16 protein-coding genes are annotated in these 17,633 nt (G+C 32.2%); 3 read left to right on the top strand and 13 right to left on the bottom strand.

The genetic code is table 11. The annotated features are described in order from the left end of the window. Positions 1 to 140: 140 nt before the first annotated feature. Together serC and xseA are read right to left on the bottom strand one after the other, a co-directional pair. A complete protein-coding gene (serC, locus tag BGS43_RS08565) occupies positions 141 to 1,217 on the bottom strand; it encodes a phosphoserine transaminase (protein ID WP_096569441.1) in 1,077 nt (358 codons plus the stop codon). Positions 1,218 to 1,226: 9 nt separating this feature from the next. Then, complete coding sequence (xseA, locus tag BGS43_RS08560; protein ID WP_096569437.1) at positions 1,227 to 2,390, bottom strand: exodeoxyribonuclease VII large subunit; 1,164 nt, start codon at positions 2,388 to 2,390, stop codon at positions 1,227 to 1,229. Positions 2,391 to 2,562: 172 nt separating this feature from the next. Here xseA and BGS43_RS08555 point away from each other — a divergent pair, with 172 nt between their 5' ends. From BGS43_RS08555 to BGS43_RS08545, 3 genes are read left to right on the top strand one after another with little or no spacing between them, the layout of a single operon-like run. Continuing rightward, on the top strand, positions 2,563 to 3,528 hold the full coding sequence (locus BGS43_RS08555) for a Bug family tripartite tricarboxylate transporter substrate binding protein (protein ID WP_002787974.1): 966 nt from the start codon (positions 2,563 to 2,565) through the stop codon (positions 3,526 to 3,528). A gap of 4 nt (positions 3,529 to 3,532) precedes the next feature. Beyond that, complete coding sequence (locus BGS43_RS08550; RefSeq protein WP_002778194.1) at positions 3,533 to 3,976, top strand: tripartite tricarboxylate transporter TctB family protein; 444 nt, start codon at positions 3,533 to 3,535, stop codon at positions 3,974 to 3,976. A 13-nt stretch (positions 3,977 to 3,989) separates the two neighbouring features. Then, positions 3,990 to 5,483, top strand: coding sequence for a tripartite tricarboxylate transporter permease (locus BGS43_RS08545; protein WP_002778191.1), 1,494 nt, complete (start codon positions 3,990 to 3,992; stop codon positions 5,481 to 5,483). Here the strand turns inward: BGS43_RS08545 and ubiE are convergent. The 11 genes from ubiE to lysA form a co-directional block, all read right to left on the bottom strand. Continuing rightward, positions 5,480 to 6,187 carry a bifunctional demethylmenaquinone methyltransferase/2-methoxy-6-polyprenyl-1,4-benzoquinol methylase UbiE gene (gene ubiE / locus BGS43_RS08540; RefSeq protein WP_002778189.1) on the bottom strand — a complete coding sequence of 236 codons (708 nt, stop codon included), beginning with the start codon at positions 6,185 to 6,187 and terminating at the stop codon, positions 5,480 to 5,482. The two genes, BGS43_RS08545 and ubiE, sit on opposite strands and share 4 nt — an antisense overlap. Next, positions 6,187 to 7,389 (bottom strand): hypothetical protein, encoded by a 1,203-nt coding sequence (locus tag BGS43_RS08535; protein ID WP_002796789.1) that lies wholly within the window; start codon positions 7,387 to 7,389, stop codon positions 6,187 to 6,189. The genes ubiE and BGS43_RS08535 overlap by 1 nt, the downstream gene beginning before the upstream one ends. Positions 7,390 to 7,434: 45 nt before the next feature. Next, on the bottom strand, positions 7,435 to 7,845 hold the full coding sequence (gene perR / locus BGS43_RS08530) for a peroxide-responsive transcriptional repressor PerR (RefSeq protein WP_002778185.1): 411 nt from the start codon (positions 7,843 to 7,845) through the stop codon (positions 7,435 to 7,437). Between the two features lie 136 nt (positions 7,846 to 7,981). Next, positions 7,982 to 9,859, bottom strand: a complete 1,878-nt coding sequence (gene dxs / locus BGS43_RS08525) for a 1-deoxy-D-xylulose-5-phosphate synthase (RefSeq protein WP_096569434.1) — start codon at positions 9,857 to 9,859, stop codon at positions 7,982 to 7,984. Beyond that, positions 9,852 to 10,682, bottom strand: a complete 831-nt coding sequence (gene fliH, locus BGS43_RS08520) for a flagellar assembly protein FliH (protein ID WP_002791316.1) — start codon at positions 10,680 to 10,682, stop codon at positions 9,852 to 9,854. Before fliH ends, dxs begins: the two co-directional genes overlap by 8 nt. 7 nt (positions 10,683 to 10,689) lie before the next feature. After that, positions 10,690 to 11,718: a flagellar motor switch protein FliG gene (gene fliG, locus BGS43_RS08515; RefSeq protein ID WP_002778179.1), complete on the bottom strand. Its 1,029-nt coding sequence runs from the start codon at positions 11,716 to 11,718 to the stop codon at positions 10,690 to 10,692. After that, positions 11,718 to 13,397: a flagellar basal-body MS-ring/collar protein FliF gene (gene fliF / locus BGS43_RS08510; RefSeq protein ID WP_096569431.1), complete on the bottom strand. Its 1,680-nt coding sequence runs from the start codon at positions 13,395 to 13,397 to the stop codon at positions 11,718 to 11,720. Before fliF ends, fliG begins: the two co-directional genes overlap by 1 nt. An 83-nt stretch (positions 13,398 to 13,480) precedes the next feature. Beyond that, on the bottom strand, positions 13,481 to 14,575 hold the full coding sequence (hisC, locus tag BGS43_RS08505; protein ID WP_002778170.1) for a histidinol-phosphate transaminase: 1,095 nt from the start codon (positions 14,573 to 14,575) through the stop codon (positions 13,481 to 13,483). Beyond that, the gene (gene pheA, locus BGS43_RS08500) at positions 14,562 to 15,644 is read right to left on the bottom strand and encodes a prephenate dehydratase (protein ID WP_002778168.1); all 1,083 of its coding nucleotides are present in this window, start codon (positions 15,642 to 15,644) and stop codon (positions 14,562 to 14,564) included. Before pheA ends, hisC begins: the two co-directional genes overlap by 14 nt. Beyond that, positions 15,632 to 16,399 (bottom strand): HAD-IIA family hydrolase, encoded by a 768-nt coding sequence (locus BGS43_RS08495; protein ID WP_052795520.1) that lies wholly within the window; start codon positions 16,397 to 16,399, stop codon positions 15,632 to 15,634. The genes pheA and BGS43_RS08495 overlap by 13 nt, the downstream gene beginning before the upstream one ends. 1 nt (position 16,400) lies before the next feature. Further along, positions 16,401 to 17,609: a diaminopimelate decarboxylase gene (gene lysA / locus BGS43_RS08490; RefSeq protein ID WP_025398700.1), complete on the bottom strand. Its 1,209-nt coding sequence runs from the start codon at positions 17,607 to 17,609 to the stop codon at positions 16,401 to 16,403. Between the last annotated feature and the right edge of the window lie 24 nt (positions 17,610 to 17,633).

Below are 17,633 nucleotides of genomic sequence, written 5' to 3'. Positions count from 1 at the left end.
CTAGATATTTTATTGGATTAAATTTATTTTGAAAATTTACATATTTCTATTTTTACTTTTTTGGGATTTTTTATTTAAAACTTGAGTAAATTTTCTGCCACCTTTGAGTGAATTTTATGCAAAGTGGCAGAAGGATTAGTTTAGTTATATTTTTTAGCAAATTCTTTCATAAATTCACACAGGGTTTTAACCTGATCTAAAGTAACAGCATTATAAATACTTGCGCGAATTCCTCCTAAAATTCTATGACCTTTAAGTCCTAGCATACCCACTTCTTCAGCTTCTTTTACAAATATTGGTTCAAGTTCTGAATTTTTAGCGATATTAAAGCTTACATTCATCAAGGATCTATCTTTTTTATCAGCATGTCCCTTGTAAAATCCTTCACTTGAATCAATACACTCATAAAGCATCGCAGCTTTTTGAGAATTTTTAGCATCGATAGCATCTAGTCCACCTTGATCTAAAAGCCATTTCATTTCAAGATTAAACATATAAATTGCAAAAGTCGGAGGAGTATTAAACAAAGATTGATTTTGTGCATGTATGGAGTATTTTAACATACTTGGCAAGTTTTTATTTTGAGATCTTTCTAGCATATCTTTGCGTATAAAAAGACAGCTGATGCCCGAAATTCCTGCATTTTTTTGTACTCCGCCATAAAAAAGCGCAATATTTGAAAAATCAACTTTTCTTGAGAAAAAATCACTCGAAGCATCCACGATTAAAGGGGCTTTGGTTTTAGGATAGTTTTTAAATTGTGTGCCATAAATAGTATTATTTGAGCAAATATAGGCATAATTGGCATTATCACTAAACTCAACTTGAGGTATATGATCAAACTTACTTTCTTCACTACTAGCAACAACCTTGACATTTACCCCTAAAATTTGAGCTTCTTTTATAGCTTTTTGAGTCCAAACTCCTGTATTTGCATACTCACAAACCCCGCCTAAAGATAAATTCATAGGTATCATAGCAAATTGCAAACTCGCACCACCTTGCAAAAATAAAACCTCATAGTCATCATTTAAACCATAAAGTTCTTTTGCTTTTTGCATTGCTCCAAAATGCACTTCTTCAAATACCTTTGAACGGTGAGAAATTTCCATGATAGAATAGCCCTTGCCCTGATAATCACAAAGCTCATTTTTGGCATATTCTAAAAGCTCCAAAGGTAAAGTAGATGGACCTGCGCTAAAATTAATTTTTCTCATTATTTTTCCTTATAGAATTTTTGCTTCTTTTTGTAAAGTTTGAGAACTCAAAGTGATGATATCTTCACTTTTTAGCTCTTCTAAATTTGCTATTTTACCATTTTTTTTAATGGAAATTAGGTTTTTGCTTTTTTTAAAAAAATTTTCATGCTGAAAAAAAGCATTTTGGAGTTTTTGCAGTTCTAATTCAGCTTTTTGAATTTTGCTTTCTATTATGATTTTTGCTTGCTTAAGCAAAAATGCAAGCTGTTTTTCTTTTACCTCTATCATAGTTTCTAAAGATTTTGCTTTAAAAAATTTGTGTAGATTGCTGAGTAAATTTTCACAATATTCTAATTTACTTTCCCAAAGCTTTGTCAATTTTTCTTCCAAAAGATCAAGTCCTTGTTCTAAATCAAGTCTAGAATAAAGCAAAGTATCAATAGCAGCCGATGGAGTGGGTGCTCTAAAATCAGCTACAAAATCACTGATCACATAATCAATCTCATGACCAATTGCCGAAATAATGGGTGTTTTAGCTTTAAAAATTTCCCTTGCTAAGCCCTCGTCATTAAAACAAAAAAGATCCTCTCTGCTACCACCCCCTCTAGCGATAATGATAACATCTAATCCTATCTCATCAGCTTTTTTTAAAGCTTGAATCAAAGAATAAGCTGCGCCACTTCCTTGCGTAAGTGCGTTAAAAACATAAATTTTAGCTAGAAAATATTCTTTTTGATTGATAAGTTTTAACATATCTTGCAAGGCCGCTGAAGTCTTTGAAGTGATGATTCCGATTTTTTTAGGGAATTGAGGCAAGGTTTTTTTATACTCACTATTAAACAATCCTTCTTTTTGCAAGCGCTCTTTTAATGCTAGAAATTGAGCCTCTAAATCTCCCATTCCCGCTTTTTTCATGCTACTTGCAATAAATTGATAACGCCCACTTTCAGCATACAAACTCACACTTCCAACAAGCTCTAAAAAATCCCCCACCGCTGGTTTAAACCCGACTTTTAAATTAGCTCCTTTAAACATAGCACAAGCTATACTTGATTTTTCATCTTTTAGATCAAAATACCAATGTCCTGATCCGTGCATGGTGATTTTTGAAAGCTCTCCGCTTAAAACAATATCATTAAGATGTGTTTCCAATAAAGCCTTGGCTTTTAAATTTAATTCGCTTACTTTCATGATTTTCCATATATAAAGTATTGCAAAAAGTATCAATTTAACTATATTTTGTATAATAAAGTTACATTTTTTTAAGAATTTTAATCTTTATCTTATAAAAATAGTAAATTTTATAAAAAAGATTATATATAATACTTATATATTTCAAACTTAAAAATTAAAGGATTTTATCATGAAATTAAAAATTTTTTGTTCTGTTTTGATTTTTGGTTTTTCGTTAACTTTTGCTAAAGAACCTAACCGTCCCGAGTGTATTGCCCCAGCTCAACCTGGAGGCGGTTTTGATCTAACATGTAAGCTAATTCAAGTAGGTATGCTTAAAGCTAACATTATTTCAACTCCTATGAGAGTTACCTATATGCCCGGAGGAGTAGGTGTTGTAGCTTATAACACTATGGTTAATAATAGATCTAAAGATGGTAATGTTGTTGTAGCTTTTTCAAGTGGGACATTACTGAATATAGCCACAGGAAAACATGGAAAATATAATGAAAATAATGTCAAATGGCTTGCTTCAGCGGGTGTAGATTACGGAATGATAGCCGTCAAATCAGACTCTCCTTATAAAAATTTAGAAGATCTAATAAATGCCTTGCATAAAGACCCAAATTCTATTAGTATAGGTGCGGGAGGTTCAATAGGAGGACAAGACTGGATGCAAACAGCATTACTTGCAAAAACTATTAATATCGATGTAAAAAAGATACGCTATGTGGCTTTTGAAGGAGGAGGAGATGCTTTAACTTCTCTTTTAGGAAATCATATTGATGTGATTAGCGCAGGCATAGCTGAACTTGTACCTCAAATCGAAACAGGAACTATTAGAGTATTGGCTATCTTTTCCCCAAAGAGACTTCCGGGCACTTTAGCAAATATTCCAACCGCTAAAGAATTGGGTTATGAGGTAGAATGGCCAGTAATTAGAGCTTACTATATGGGGGCAAAAGTTTCAGACGAAGCTTATAATTGGTGGCTTGATGCATTTGATAAATTTCAACAAACCCAAGAATATAAAGATCAATTAAAACAAAGATCTCTATTTGAATTCGATAAAAAAGGTAAAGAGTTAGAAGATTTTGTCAAAAAACAAACTGATCAATACAGAATTTTAGCCAAAGAATTCGATCTTATAAAGTAAAATCATGTCAAGTATAAGAATTGTCGCTGGAATTTTATTGGTTATAAGTTTAATTGGAATTTACATAGGGTGGAATATACATTCAGATTTTAATTATGAGCCCTTAGGACCGCGTCCTTTTCCAGTAGGTACTTTAATTTTAATCGCCCTTTGTTCTATATTTCTTGTTTTTTTCTCTGAAGATACTAAGGTTAAATGGGGTGATTTTATCCTTTGGAAAAAGCTCATCGTTTTAACTTTAGCTTTTTTAATTTATGCGCTTTTTTTTGAGTTTTTAGGCTTTATAATTTGCACAATCTTTTTAATTTTTACAATAACTTTACTTTTTGGGGCAACTTTAATTAAAGCTATTGTTTTTTCTATCTCAAGTAGTATTATTTTATACTATCTCTTTAATACTTTATTGCAAATTACTTTGCCATTTGGTTTTATATTTGATAATTTTTAATTAAAGGAAATTTATGGATACTTGGATGTATTTAATGCAAGGATTTAGCATAGCCTTAGATCCTTATAATATTCTTATAGCCTTAATCGGTTGTTTTATAGGTACTATTGTAGGTATGCTTCCAGGACTTGGACCCATTAATGGAGTAGCCATTTTACTTCCTCTAGCTTTTGCAATGAATTTACCTGCAGAATCCGCAATTATTTTACTTGCAACGGTTTATATGGGTTGTGAATATGGAGGTAGAATTTCTTCCATACTACTTGGAATACCTGGAGATGCAGCAGCTATTATGACAACCTTAGATGGACATCCTTTGGCTAAAAAAGGTCAAGCAGGAAAAGCTCTTAGCATCTCAGCTCTTAGTTCTTTTATTGGTTCATTTATAGCAATTTGCGGTATTATACTTTTTGCTCCACTTATTGCACAATGGTCGTTAAAATTTGGTCCTGCTGAATATTTTGCTCTTATTGTCTTCGGTTTAGCAACTTTAGGAAGTATGTTAGCCCAAAAACCTATAAGATCTTTTCTATCAGCTTTGATAGGACTTTTTTTAACCACTATAGGTATAGATGGAAATACAGGTGTTTATCGCTTTACTTTTGATAGTCCACATTTATATGATGGAATTTCTTTTGTTGTTTTAGTAATGGGACTTTTTTCTGTTAGTGAAATTTTTCTAATGTTAGAGCATACTCAAACAAGTCAAAACATCATCAATAAAACAGGTAAGATTTTGGTAAATATCAAAGAATTCTTCTTTTGCTTTTGGACTATTATAAGATCCTCTATTATAGGATTTTTTGTAGGAGTTTTACCAGGTGCTGGAGCAACTATAGCTAGTGCCATTACTTATATGAGTGAGAAAAAAATAGCCGGTGAAAAGGGTAAATTCGGCCAAGGAGATTTAAAAGGTGTGGCAGCCCCTGAAGCAGCTAATAATGCTTCAGCCTGTGGTTCTTTTATCCCAATGTTAACACTTGGTCTTCCAGGTTCAGGAACAACTGCGGTTATGATGGGCGCATTAACACTTTATAATATTACTCCAGGTCCTACAATGTTTACTGATCAAGTAAATATAGTGTGGGGACTTATAGCTTCCTTGTTATTTGCAAATGTAATTTTACTTTTAATGAATTTGCCCTTGGTAGGAATTTTCGTAAAAATTTTAAGCATACCTATGTGGAGCTTGGCTCCAATTATAGCAATTGTTTCAATTATAGGTGTTTATTCTATCAATAGTACTGATTTTGATATCATTTTAATCTTAATTATTGGTATTTTAGGCTATTTTTTAAGAAAACTTGAATTTCCAATGGCTCCACTTATACTCGGTTTTGTATTAGGAGAACAATTAGAAACCAATCTAAGAAGAGCTTTATCTATCAGCAATGGAGATTTTTCAATACTTTGGAGTGGGATCATAGCTCAAAGTTTACTGATAGGAGCTGTGCTAATTATACTAATACCCCTTTTAATAAAAAAGATAAGAAAGTCTAAATTTTAGACTTTCTTAGCTATAAACATAGAACTTACGCCGAAACTAAAACTTTTAAATTCAAGCATTTCAAAACCTACCTGTTTAAGTTCGGCGATAAATTCCTCTTTACTTAAAAAACCTTCTATAGAATTAGGCAAGTATTCGTATGCACTTTTATTTTTGCTTATCATTCCTCCCAAGCTTGGTAAAATATTTTTAAGATAAAAATCCCTACAAGAGGCTACAAAACCTCCTTTTTCTCTTTTAGTAAATTCTAAAACTACAAAAATTCCATCTTGTTTAAGCACTCTTGAAAATTCTCTCAAGGCTTTTTCTCTCTCCACTACATTGCGTATCCCATAGCTTATACTTACGATATCAACACTTTCACTTTGCAAAGGCAATTCTTGCGCTCCAGCTTCTATAAATTCGATATTTGGGAATTTTTGTTTTGCTATATTTAACATACCCTCACTTGGATCAATACCTTTGATGTGGGCTATATTTTTATTTAATTTTTTCGCACTTTCTTGCCAAATTTCTATCATATCTCCTGTGCCACAAGCCACGTCAACTATGTTTAAATTATCCTTTTGGTAAAGCTTTAAAACTCTTTTACAAGCAAATTTACGCCAACTTACATCAACACCAAAACTCAAAATTCTATTAGCCTTATCATAGGTCGGAGCTATTTCATTAAACATTTTTATGATTTTATCTTGCTTTTGCATTAATATCCTTTATAAATTTTCAATTTCTTACTTGCTTTATGGATTAATTTTCCAAGTTTTTCTTTTTTCTTGGTTAATTTTAAAAGCGTCTTTTTTTCAAGATCGCAAATAAAATATTTATTATATAGTTTGCTCAAAATTTTCAAATTATATAAATTATGAAAATATTCTAAAAAAACTGAGAGTCCTAAAAAATTTTCTTCAAAAGTTTCGATTTCAAAATTTTTCAATAAATTTTTCTTAAACAATACAAGTCTTTTTCTTAACTGCATGGCAATCATTTGCTTAAAAAAATATTTTTCTTGCTCGCTCTTATAGAATGAATCTTCTTTGATAAAAAAATCAAAATCACTCAATAAATTTTGCAATTCTTCGCCACTTAAAAATAAAAGTAGATTTTCACCTAGTTCATTATTTGCCAAAATACAATGAGATTTTTTCACTAAGTCTTTGAATCTAAGAGCTAAATTTTTATTTAACTCCTCATCAAAAATTTCTTCTGTACTCATTAAGATAATGCAAATCTTTCTCGCATAAGAAAAAAATTCACAAAAAACCTCTCTTTGTCGGTTTTCTAAAGCTAAATTCCAATATAATTTTAATTTTCTAAATAGATAAAATAAGGAAATTCTATATCCATCAAAAGCTAAAATAGAACTTGGAAAATCTAGGGTAAAGTTTTGATTTTTTTCTATAATTTTAAAACATTTTTCTATGTCTATCTCTAAATTATTAAAACCATAAAGTATTATATTTTTAGAATCCAAAACTCCACAAAGCTCTCTTTGAATTCTAAATTCTTTAGGCAGTATAAAAAGATTTGCTATCTCTAAAGTCGGAAAAAAAACCTTTAAAACATATAGATTAAGATCTTCATATACATCAATAAAGCTTTTAAAAGAACAAAGTTTAAATTCATAGCGTTTTTTCTTGATGCTTTTTTCTATGAGTTTTTTACGGGCTTTTTCATAATCCTTTTTAGAAATCTTTTCTTCTTGATTTTGCTCTAAAATCGGGTTATTGAGTCGAGTTATTTTATAAAAATTTCCATTTAAATTTTGAAATTTTACATCATAAAAATATGTTATCTTAGTATAGAATGTTTCAATTTCATAAATTTCAAAAACAATTCCATCTTTTTGTAATTTTTCTAAAAGAGTAGCATCAGGAAGTAAAAAAGTCTTCTGAATTTCATAAACCATTAAAATAACCCTTAAATTCTTTGGGTTATTTTAGCTTTATTTTGCTTAATGGCACTTTTTACAAGTGCTAACATGAGCACAAACTGCTAAATGATCGATGATATTTCCCATTTTTTTCTCTAATTTTTCTTGATATTCATCAAGTTCAGCATCTTGAAAACTCATATCTTCGATATTGCCACATTTGTTGCAAATTATATGTATATGTCTTTCTTCATAGATATCATAACAAGTTTTTTGATTTGCTACATTGATTTCTACAACTAAGCCTTGTTCTTGTAAAGTGTTAAGATTTTTATAAACTGTAGCAAGAGAAATGGAAGGGTATTCTTTTTTGATTTCCTCATAAAGCTCTTCGATATTTGGATGTTCATGTCTTTTTAAAATTTTTAAAACACACAATCTTTGTGGGGTTGCCTTCAATTCATGTTTTTTAAGTATTTGTAACAATTCCATTCTTTTATCCTAGTTCTTTTTAACTAGGAATAATAATAAATTTTTTATTAAAAAAAGTTTATATCAAATGATATTTTTTATTAGATAATAAGAAGCTATGAAATTTTAAACATTTTTTTGTTGTTTTGGTTCAAATTTAAAGGATGTTATCGACCCAATTTATTTTTACCCTTTGCACCAAACTATCAATGTCAAGTCTTAAAGCTTTTTCTACTTCATTGGTTTTGCCGTGCTCAATAAAACTATCTTCATATTCAAAAGAAACAATTTTAATTTTTAAATCATTCTCCTGTACAAAGCTCTCTAATAAACTCGCCACACCACCTATCCTTGCATTTTCGCTAAAAACAAACCAAATTTGACTCTGTTTTGCTAACTCTTTTAAAAGTAGTTTATCTAAGGGTTTAGCAAAAATCAAATCAATCAAATTAGCATTTTGCCCCTCATCTTGCAATTTTCTTAAAACCTTCCAAGCCTTACCCACCCCTTGTCCATAACCTAAAAAAGCGATATTGCTTTGATTTTTTACAAGCCATTGCGCCTTTCCAAGTTCTATCTTGGTAGGGTTAAATTCCTCATCTAAAATAAAAGATCCTCTAGGATAACGAAAAGCCAAACATCCCTCATGGGTATAAGCATACTCCATTATATTTTGCATCATTTGTTCATCTCTTGGGGCTAAAAGAGTGAAATTTGGCAAAGGAGCTAAAAAACTAAGATCAAAAACACCTTGATGCGTCTCCCCATCTTCGCCTACTATCCCTGCCCTATCCATAGCAAAAACCACATTTAAATTCATAATCGCACAATCATGGATCACTTGATCATAAGCACGCTGCAAAAAAGTGCTATATATTGCAATAAAAGGTTTAAATCCTTCTTTTGCCATAGCGGCCATAGAAGTTACTGCATGCTGCTCAGCAATAGCCACATCCCAAAAACGATTTGGATATTTTTCTATAAGCTTATCAAGACCTGTTCCACTTGGCATAGCTGCCGTAACCCCAACAATATTTTCATATTTTGAGGCTAAATCAAGCAAATTCTTAGAAAAAATTTCAGTAGCAGATTTTTTAGTATCACTTTTTTTAACACTCTCTCCACTATCTATATCAAAAGCTCCCACCCCGTGCCATTTAGCATGTTTTCCTTCGGCTAAAGCATAGCCTTTACCCTTTATGGTTTGAGCATGTATCACACAAGGCTTTTGCATAGCTTTTGCTTGTTTTAATGCAGAAATAACCTCACTTAAATTATGTCCATCAATAGGTCCTATATATTCAAGACCCAATTCTTCAAATAAGAGTCCTGGGGTTATTAATTTAAAGCTTTCTTCAAAACGCTTAGCCATATAAGTAGCAGAATCAGGTAATGCATCTAACATTTTAGCCACGCGTTTTTTGAAATTTTGATAAAACTGCGTTGCCATGGCTTGAGAGAGGTATTTTGAAATTGCACCTATGGGTTTTGAAATACTCATTTCATTATCATTTAAGATAACTACACAAGGAAATTTAGAATCTCCTAATTCATTCAAGGCCTCATAAGCCATACCTGCACTTAGAGCTCCATCGCCTATCAAAGCTACAGGAGTGCGTTTTTCGCCTTTTAGTGCTATGGCCTTACAGGCTCCTACAGCTAAAGAAATAGAAGTACTTGAGTGTCCTGCTACAAAATAATCGCCATCATTAGGCTTGGTATACCCATTAAGCCCACCAAATTGACGCAAAGACTCAAAAACATTTTCTTTTCCACTTAAAAGCTTATGTGTGTAAGATTGATGGGATACATCAAATATAAGAGGATCTATCCCATTATCAAATACCGTGTGCATAGCTATAGTAAGCTCAACTGCTCCCAAATTGGAGCTTAAATGCCCTCCATTTTTACTTACTACATCAATAATTTTTTCTCTAATGCGAGCCGCTAAATCTTCAAGCTGGGTTAAATTTAGCTTTTCTAACTCTTCTTTAGTATAAGCAAATTGATAATCTTTTTTAATTATTTCATTCATTATTAACCATTTTTTTGATTTTAATAAGACGCGCATTCAAATTGGATTCTATATTGCCACTATCGCTTAAAATGATAACACTACCCTTGCTAATAGCATCATCAAGAGTGATTTTAATATGAGAATTCTCACTAAAATGCTCTTTTAGATAATTATAATCTATAGAATTTACTTTTATTTCAATAGAACCTGCTCCTTTAAGCTCATTGATGAGATCTTTAGCTAAAGCATAAGCAATTTTGCTTGAGTTATTTTCAAGCTCTTTTAAAATAACCTCTTTGGCAATATCTATAGCTGTATCAGCAAGTTCTTTTTCATTTTTTTCAATAAAAGCATTAAGATTTACACAAGCTTCTTCTAACTTTGAAACACTTTTTAAATACTTATCGCGCAAGTCATTTAATTCTTTTTCAAATTCAGCTCTAGCCTGTTCATAACCCTCTTTAGAAAATTTTTCCTTAGCGCTTTCAAGCTCTAAATTTAAGCGGTTATTAAACTCATTTTCTTGACTTTCAATTTGCATTTGAAGCTTAATGATATTGCTTGACATTTCATCTGTTTTTTTAAGCAAATCCTCAACAAAACTAGGTTGAAATGCAGGAGTTTGCACCTCTTGTACTACTTGAGAGGGTGCGGGGGTTTGACTTTCTTCGACAGGACTTTCATCTTTTGAAGATGTAGTTATATTTTCTTCATTTGAAATCTGTGAATGCTGCTTCTCTTCTGCATGGTTATCAAATTCTGAAATTACCTTAAAACGATATCCTTCAACAACATGTTGATCAGAAGTTCCTCCTGAAATAACATTACTACGATTAACCATCACTCACCTACTCTATCATTTCATCAGCATCGCCTGTTTGTACAAGTCCTTGCTCTGCAAGTTTTTGCACCACTTCAACCACTTTTCTTTGAGCATCTTCAACATCTTTAACACGCACCGCACCTAAAAAGCCCATTTCTTCAAGGAAGGCTTCGCTTGCACGCGTAGACATATTGGCTAAGAATTTTTGCTTCAATTCTTCGCTTGCACCCTTTAAACCTATCATTAAATCGCGCTTATCTGCAACTTTTAAAATTTCTCTTATAGCTTGGGTGCTAAGTTTTTGTATATCATCAAAAGTAAACATCAATTCTTTAATCGTTTCAGCCAAACGTTCATCGCTTTGTTCAATGTAAGTAATGGTAGATTTGCTTGCTTTTTGCCCTAAGCGATTAAGTACTTCTGCAACTGCTCTTGGGCCTCCCACTTCAACCTTATAAGAAGTAAGACTTTCGAGTTTGCTTTCAAGTACTGCAGACACTCTTTTAATGATACTTGGAGAAATATCACCTAGATTTGCCATTCTTATAACAACCTCAGCTCTTAACTCATCACTAAAATACTCTAAGGTTTCAGCTGCATGAATTGAATCCATATGAGCTAAAATAAGTGCAATGGTTTGTGGGTGTTCTTTGGTGATGAAGTCAGCAAGTTGTTGAGGTTTAATCTGAGCCAAATAAGCAAAGTTTTGGTTATTCTCCATACTTTTGGTAAGTTTTTCAAGAATTTTATTGGCAATTTCTGGACCAAAAGTACGAAAAAGTATTTCTTTAGCATATTCCAAACCACCGCTTTTAATGTATTGATTAGATTGAAGCAGGGTATAAAATTCTTCCAAAACCGCAGTAGCTACAGCGCGGTCAACATTTTTTGCCGTAGCAATATAGCGTGAAATTTCGGTAATAACATCAATTTCCATATGTGAAAAAACTGAAGTCGTTGCATCCTCGCCAAGTTGTATGAGAAATATCGCTACCTTTTCAGGCATCGATAAATCATCATAAAGCATTTTTTGTTCTTCGCTAAGTTTTATCATCACATATCCTTTTCGCCGAATTCGGTATCATTTTGGATTAAGTTTTGCAAAAGTGCTGCAATTTCTTCGCTTTTATCACTTACTAAGCCTCTTAATTTTTCAAGTAAAACTTCATATTGGATAGAATCCTCATTGAAATTCTCCCCAAAACCAAGCTGCTCTTCAACCTTTTTCCTAGCTGCATTAAATTTCTCTAACGCATCCTCAGCATCATCTAAAACAGCATTTGGACCTTGCTGCACTTCCTCTTGTGCTGCAACATCTTCAAGCATTTTTTGCGTAAATGGAGCAATAACTTTTTTGTAAAAAATAAAAAGCAAAATAGCCGCAATAATATATTTAACCGGTGGGATAAATGGCTCGATAAAACGGCCATAGAAAGTTTTAACCTTGCTTTCCACTCTAATAGACTCACGATGGAAAGGTAAATTCTGCACGACTACACTATCCCCTCTATTAGCACTATAATTAATAGTATTTTTAACTATGCTTTCTACACTTGCAAGCTCTTCTTTACTTAAAGGAACATATTCACTTTTTACATCTCCATTTTCATCCACAACATCTTGATATTTTCCATCTATTGTTACTGCTGCTGAAGTACGCACAACGGTTGCAAATTGTTTTTTTGTATTTGTTATAGTTTTTGAAAGCTCATTGTTTGTAGTAACTTGATTTTTCTTATAGGTATCAATTTGTCCTTTATTATCAAGTCCTTCTACTGGACCTATATTTGAAACCGCACCTGGCACACCTTGAATTTCAGGCTCTTTTCTGCCTGTTCTTTCCTCATTAAGAGTTTGCTCACTTCGAGCTATAGGGTTTGGATCATAAATTTCACTTTGGGATTCTTGCTTAGAAAAGTCAAAATCTATATTGACACTTACCCTTACTTTATCTGTGCCTCCTGCATAAGGAGCTAGGGTTTCTATGATTTTATCTTCTAAAGCTCTTTCTTGATCGCTTTTATATTTAATTTGAGCACGAACCAAATCATCTTCATAAGCCTCTTGCTCATCTAAAGGCACACCACTTTGATCACTAATTCTTACATTTTCTTTAGTTAATTTCGGAATAGCAGCTGAAACTATATTTTTAATCCCATCGATTTGTTTTCTGGTAAGTTTTAATCCCTCGCGTACATTTACAACGACTGAAGCCGTAGGAGGAATTTGTCTTTCGGTAAAAACACTATCTTTTGGAAAAGCTATATGCACTACCGCACTGCGTATAGGCTCTAGGGTTTCAATCGTTCTTGCAAGCTCTCCTTCTATAGCTCTTTGATACTTTACTCTTTGTTCTTCATTTGTAGCTCCAAAAGTTTGCGTATCAAAAGCTTCAAAACCCACGCGACTATCTTTTATCAATCCTTCGCTAGCGATAAACATTCTTTGGCGATATACCTGATCTTGTGGAACTAAAATTTTACTTTCGCTTTCTAGTATATAAGGTACATTATTTTGTTCAAGTTTAGCTACAATAGCTGCAGAAGAACTTGGATCAACATTATCAACTAAAACAGCATAGCCATTATTAGCACTGCCACTTCCACGAAATAGTGCCAAAAATACCAAAAATCCAACAACCACAACGATAGAAGCTGCGATAACTATACGTTGCTTTCGAGTCAAATTTTGATAAAGCTGTCCAATTTGGTGAAGCATATTTTTAAAATCCATTAATTCTCATCCCTTAGTTTAGTGAATTTTACCCATTTTATTCTAAATACCATAAAAATTATCCTTGATTTGAAAAATCAAGACTATTTTAAAATTCCTTCAAATTCTGTAAAAAATCTTTCATTTTCATAAGGCGTTCCTATGGTAATTCTCATAGCATTTAAACCATAACTTTTTAAATTTCTTACTATTATACCCTTTTTAAGCAATTTTTCAGACAAATCTGTGCTATTTTTTTCCTCAAAAAAATAAGTGATAAAATTTGTATAGCTTTCGATAAATTTAATATGATGCTTTTTGGCAAATTCCTTATAAAGCTCCATTTGAGAAAAATTATTTTCCAAAGTTTTTTTAGCAAATTCTTCATCATGTAAAGCCGCAACCGCTGCTTTTAATGCTAAATTGCTTACATTAAAAGGGGCGCGAAGTTTATAAAATGCACTGATAATTTCTGCATTTGCTATACCATAACCTATACGCAACCCACCCAATCCATAAAGTTTAGAAAAAGTTCCTAAATAAAGCACATTTTTAAATTCTTGCACAAGATCACAAGGCTTTAGATACTTATTTTGATCCTTAAAACTTGCAAATTCATTATAAGCTGCATCAATTATCACTAAACAATTCTCATCAATACCGCGTATAAACTCAAACACCTCGTTTGTATCTAAGCACTCGCCCAAAGGATTGTTAGGCAAACATAAGAATATGATCTCAATCTCATCTTTATGTGCTTCATAAAGTGTTTTAAATTCAGATAAATCATGAGTGATACTTTGAGTTTTATAGCATTTTGCACCGCATTGCTTAGCATAAATTTCATACATAGCAAAGCTTACCCCTGCTTGCAAAAAAGCATTTTGAGGGTTAAGTTTAGAATGTATAGCAAATTCAATAACCTGATCGCTGCCCGCACCAATGATGATATTTTCATTTTTTACATTGTATTTTTGTGCTAACTCACCTTTTAGCTCTACCATACTATCATCTGGATAAAGATTTGCTTTAAAAGCATTTTCTTGCAAAACTTTAACCGCTTTAGGTGGAGCACCAAAAGGGTTTTCATTGCTTGCTAATTTTATCACTTCTTTTACGCCATATTCTCTAGCGATAACTTCAATATCCTTGCCCGGCTCATAATTGCTTAAATGATTTAAAAAGTCATTGAATTTCATTCTTTTCTCCTGATAAATAAGATCCAAGCCAAACTACCTCATCTGCGTTTTTCAAAGCGCGTTGAACATTTTCATCATCAATATGCCCTTCAAAATCTATGTAAAAACTGTGTAAAAATTCTTTTGATTTTACAGGACGAGATTCAAGCTTAGTAAGATTGATATTTTCTTTTTTAAATTGCTCCAGTAAAGAACTAAGACCGCCAGGCTTATGTGCAGTGTGAGCTAAAATAGAAGTTTTGCAATTTGGCATTTTTGGATTTTTAATATCACTTAAAATCAAAAATCTTGTACGATTTGCCGCATTATCTTCTATCTTATCAAAAAGTACAGGCACATTGTAAAGCTTTGCAGCTATTTTAGAACAAATTGCAGCCGAGTACTTATCTTGAGAGGCTAAATAAGCAGCATTTGCTGTGGATTTTGAAGGCACAAATTCTATATTGCTTAATTCGTGGCTTTCTAAAAATTTGCGACATTGATTATAACCTTGTGGGTGGGAATAAATGCGTTTTATCTCTTTTAAATTTTCATTAATTCCTACAAAAGAATGATGAATATCCATATAAATTTCACCAAAAATTTTAAGCTCATTATACTTACCTAAGCAATCTAAAGTTACACCTACAGCGCCTTCTGTATTATTTTCTATAGGAACAACGCCGTATTTTGCTTCTTTATTGCTAAGCTCTTTAAAAACATCCTCTATGGTTGCAAGTGCGATATAGCGACTCATAGCACCAAAACGACTTCTTGCTGCTTGATGAGTATAAGTACCTTCAGGTCCCAAATAAGCAACAATTTGAGGCATTTCTAAATTCCTTGAAACAGCAAAAATTTCTTGATAAATTGCCTCTATGGCATTTTGATCCAAAAGTCCTAAATTTGCATTTTTTAAGCGATTGATAATCGCTCTTTCACGTTCAGGACGATAAATCGCTCCACCACTTGTTTGCTTGATCTCTCCTATGCTTTTAACATAGCTCATTCTTTCATTTAAAAGTTCTAAAATTTTATCATCTACCATATCGATTTTATTTCTAAAATCTTCTAAGTTTAAATTTGGCATTTCAAATCCTTTAAAATTTCTAAAACACTAGGATAAACTCCATCAAGCAAATCCGTATCAAGCCCTTTTGTGTCGCTTATCTTTCCGCTTAAAACCAGCAAGGTTTTCATGCCAAGTTCTTTTGCCTTAAGCAAGTCACCCCTAAAATCATCACTAATGATTTTAATATCTTCAAAATCGATTTTTGAATTTTGTCTTCTTATTAAATTTAAAGCTTCTTTATAAAAAACAATGCTAGGCTTACCCACAACCTCATATTCAAAATCAATAGCATTTTTAAGCATAGCCATAATGCTACCTACACCAGGATAAGGCCTACCATCTTTTTTATAAATACTAGTTTCGTGCATAGCTATAAATCTAACTTCTCTTCTAGCCAATTCTATCATAGTGGCAAAATCTTTAAATTTAAAATCATCATAACTAGCCACAAGCACAGCACTAGGATTTACAAAATCGAGCTCAAAACCAAGATTTTCAAGACTTTTTACAAACTCATCTGCACCAAAAGCCGCAACTTTACAAGGTCTTAAAAGGTGTTTTAAAACGCTGAAAGGATCAATATAAGCATTTTCTTTTATAGCCAATCCTTTTTGCTGTAATTTTTCTAAAAAATCAAGTTTTTTTGTATTGTTAGTGATGATAAGATAAGGAAGATTTTTTGCATTTAAAAAATCGATCAGTTCTTTAGCACCATGGATTAAAGATTTATCATGATCAGAAATTAAAGTCCCTTGAACATCTAAAAAAAACATTTTAAGCCTTTAAAAATTTCTCTTCTAAAGCGATTTGATCTTCAAAATTTTCTCTTTGACGGATCAATCTTACCTGTCCTTCTTCAAGGGCTAATTCGCAAACTTTATTACGAGTATTGTAATTACTACTCATGCTAAAACCATAAGCTCCAGTATTTTTAATAACCATTATATCACCACTTTGAGTGCTAGGCAAAGACCTTGCCTTGGCAAAAAAATCTCCACTTTCACAAATTCCACCCACAACATCGCAAGGACTTTCTTCTCCTTGATTATAAGGTAAGATTATTTCATGATAAGCCTCGTATAAACTTGGGCGTATAAGATCATTCATCGCTCCATCTACTACAACAAAACGCTTGGTTTTATTTTGTTTTTCATAAAGCACTGAACAAACAAATTCTCCACTTTTAGCAACTAGATACCTTCCAGGCTCCATTCCTATAGTTAAATCAAGCCCATGAAGTTGTGCTAATATACCTTGTGCATAATCATAAAGATCAGATTCACACTCATCTTTTTCATAAGCCACACCCAAACCACCGCCTATATCAAAAAATTTAAGATCGATTTGCAAGGCTTTTAACTCTCTTACAAGTTTTGCAACAATGGCTGCTGCTTCATGAATGGGAGAAATATCTAAAAGTTGCGAACCTATATGAAAATGCACTCCAACAGGCTCTAAAAAAGATGAATTTTTTGCATAAAGATACATTTTTCTTGCTATATCAATTTCAACACCAAATTTATTTTCATTTAATCCTGTAGAAATATAAGGATGAGTTTTTGCATTAACATTTGGATTAACACGAATACTGATTCTTGCCTTTAGATTAAGTTCTTTAGCCACACTTTCTAAAAGCATCATTTCAGCTTCGCTTTCAAGGTTAATATATAAAATATCATATTCTAAAGCTTGTCTTAACTCTTCTTTGGTTTTTCCTACTCCACTAAAAATAATCTTATAAGCTTTTGCTCCTGCTTTTAAGGCACGCTTTACCTCGCCTATACTTACACAATCAAATCCACTATCTAAATTTGCAAGCATTTGCAACAAACTTAAATTTGAATTGGCTTTTACAGCGTAAAAAATTTGAGATTTTCTTGCCTTAAAAGCCTCTTTGAGATTTAAAAAACGCTCTTTAATAAAATCAAAATCATAAATATAAAAAGGGGTTTGAAATTCATCTTTGAGTTTTTTATAATCCATTTTTCGCCTTTATTTTTAATTTTA

The organism is Campylobacter sp. 110, assembly GCF_002383965.1.
GTDB classification, from domain to species: Bacteria; Campylobacterota; Campylobacteria; order Campylobacterales; family Campylobacteraceae; genus Campylobacter_D; species Campylobacter_D coli.
This window is presented reverse-complemented; position numbering and strand designations above follow the sequence as displayed.

Excerpts from the sequence above, each read along its gene's own strand:
- BGS43_RS08550 (WP_002778194.1), top strand. The coding sequence starts at position 3,533 with ATGTCAAGTATAAGAATTGTCGCTGGAATTTTATTGGTTATAAGTTTA.
- xseA (WP_096569437.1), bottom strand. The coding sequence starts at position 2,390 with ATGAAAGTAAGCGAATTAAATTTAAAAGCCAAGGCTTTATTGGAAACA.
- BGS43_RS08545 (WP_002778191.1), top strand. The coding sequence starts at position 3,990 with ATGGATACTTGGATGTATTTAATGCAAGGATTTAGCATAGCCTTAGAT.
- BGS43_RS08535 (WP_002796789.1), bottom strand. The coding sequence starts at position 7,389 with ATGGTTTATGAAATTCAGAAGACTTTTTTACTTCCTGATGCTACTCTT.
- BGS43_RS08495 (WP_052795520.1), bottom strand. The coding sequence starts at position 16,399 with ATGTTTTTTTTAGATGTTCAAGGGACTTTAATTTCTGATCATGATAAA.
- perR (WP_002778185.1), bottom strand. The coding sequence starts at position 7,845 with ATGGAATTGTTACAAATACTTAAAAAACATGAATTGAAGGCAACCCCA.
- BGS43_RS08555 (WP_002787974.1), top strand. The coding sequence starts at position 2,563 with ATGAAATTAAAAATTTTTTGTTCTGTTTTGATTTTTGGTTTTTCGTTA.
- fliF (WP_096569431.1), bottom strand. The coding sequence starts at position 13,397 with ATGGATTTTAAAAATATGCTTCACCAAATTGGACAGCTTTATCAAAAT.
- pheA (WP_002778168.1), bottom strand. The coding sequence starts at position 15,644 with ATGCCAAATTTAAACTTAGAAGATTTTAGAAATAAAATCGATATGGTA.
- fliH (WP_002791316.1), bottom strand. The coding sequence starts at position 10,682 with ATGGTTAATCGTAGTAATGTTATTTCAGGAGGAACTTCTGATCAACAT.
- ubiE (WP_002778189.1), bottom strand. The coding sequence starts at position 6,187 with ATGCAAAAGCAAGATAAAATCATAAAAATGTTTAATGAAATAGCTCCG.
- lysA (WP_025398700.1), bottom strand. The coding sequence starts at position 17,609 with ATGGATTATAAAAAACTCAAAGATGAATTTCAAACCCCTTTTTATATT.
- serC (WP_096569441.1), bottom strand. The coding sequence starts at position 1,217 with ATGAGAAAAATTAATTTTAGCGCAGGTCCATCTACTTTACCTTTGGAG.
- fliG (WP_002778179.1), bottom strand. The coding sequence starts at position 11,718 with ATGATAAAACTTAGCGAAGAACAAAAAATGCTTTATGATGATTTATCG.
- hisC (WP_002778170.1), bottom strand. The coding sequence starts at position 14,575 with ATGAAATTCAATGACTTTTTAAATCATTTAAGCAATTATGAGCCGGGC.
- dxs (WP_096569434.1), bottom strand. The coding sequence starts at position 9,859 with ATGAATGAAATAATTAAAAAAGATTATCAATTTGCTTATACTAAAGAA.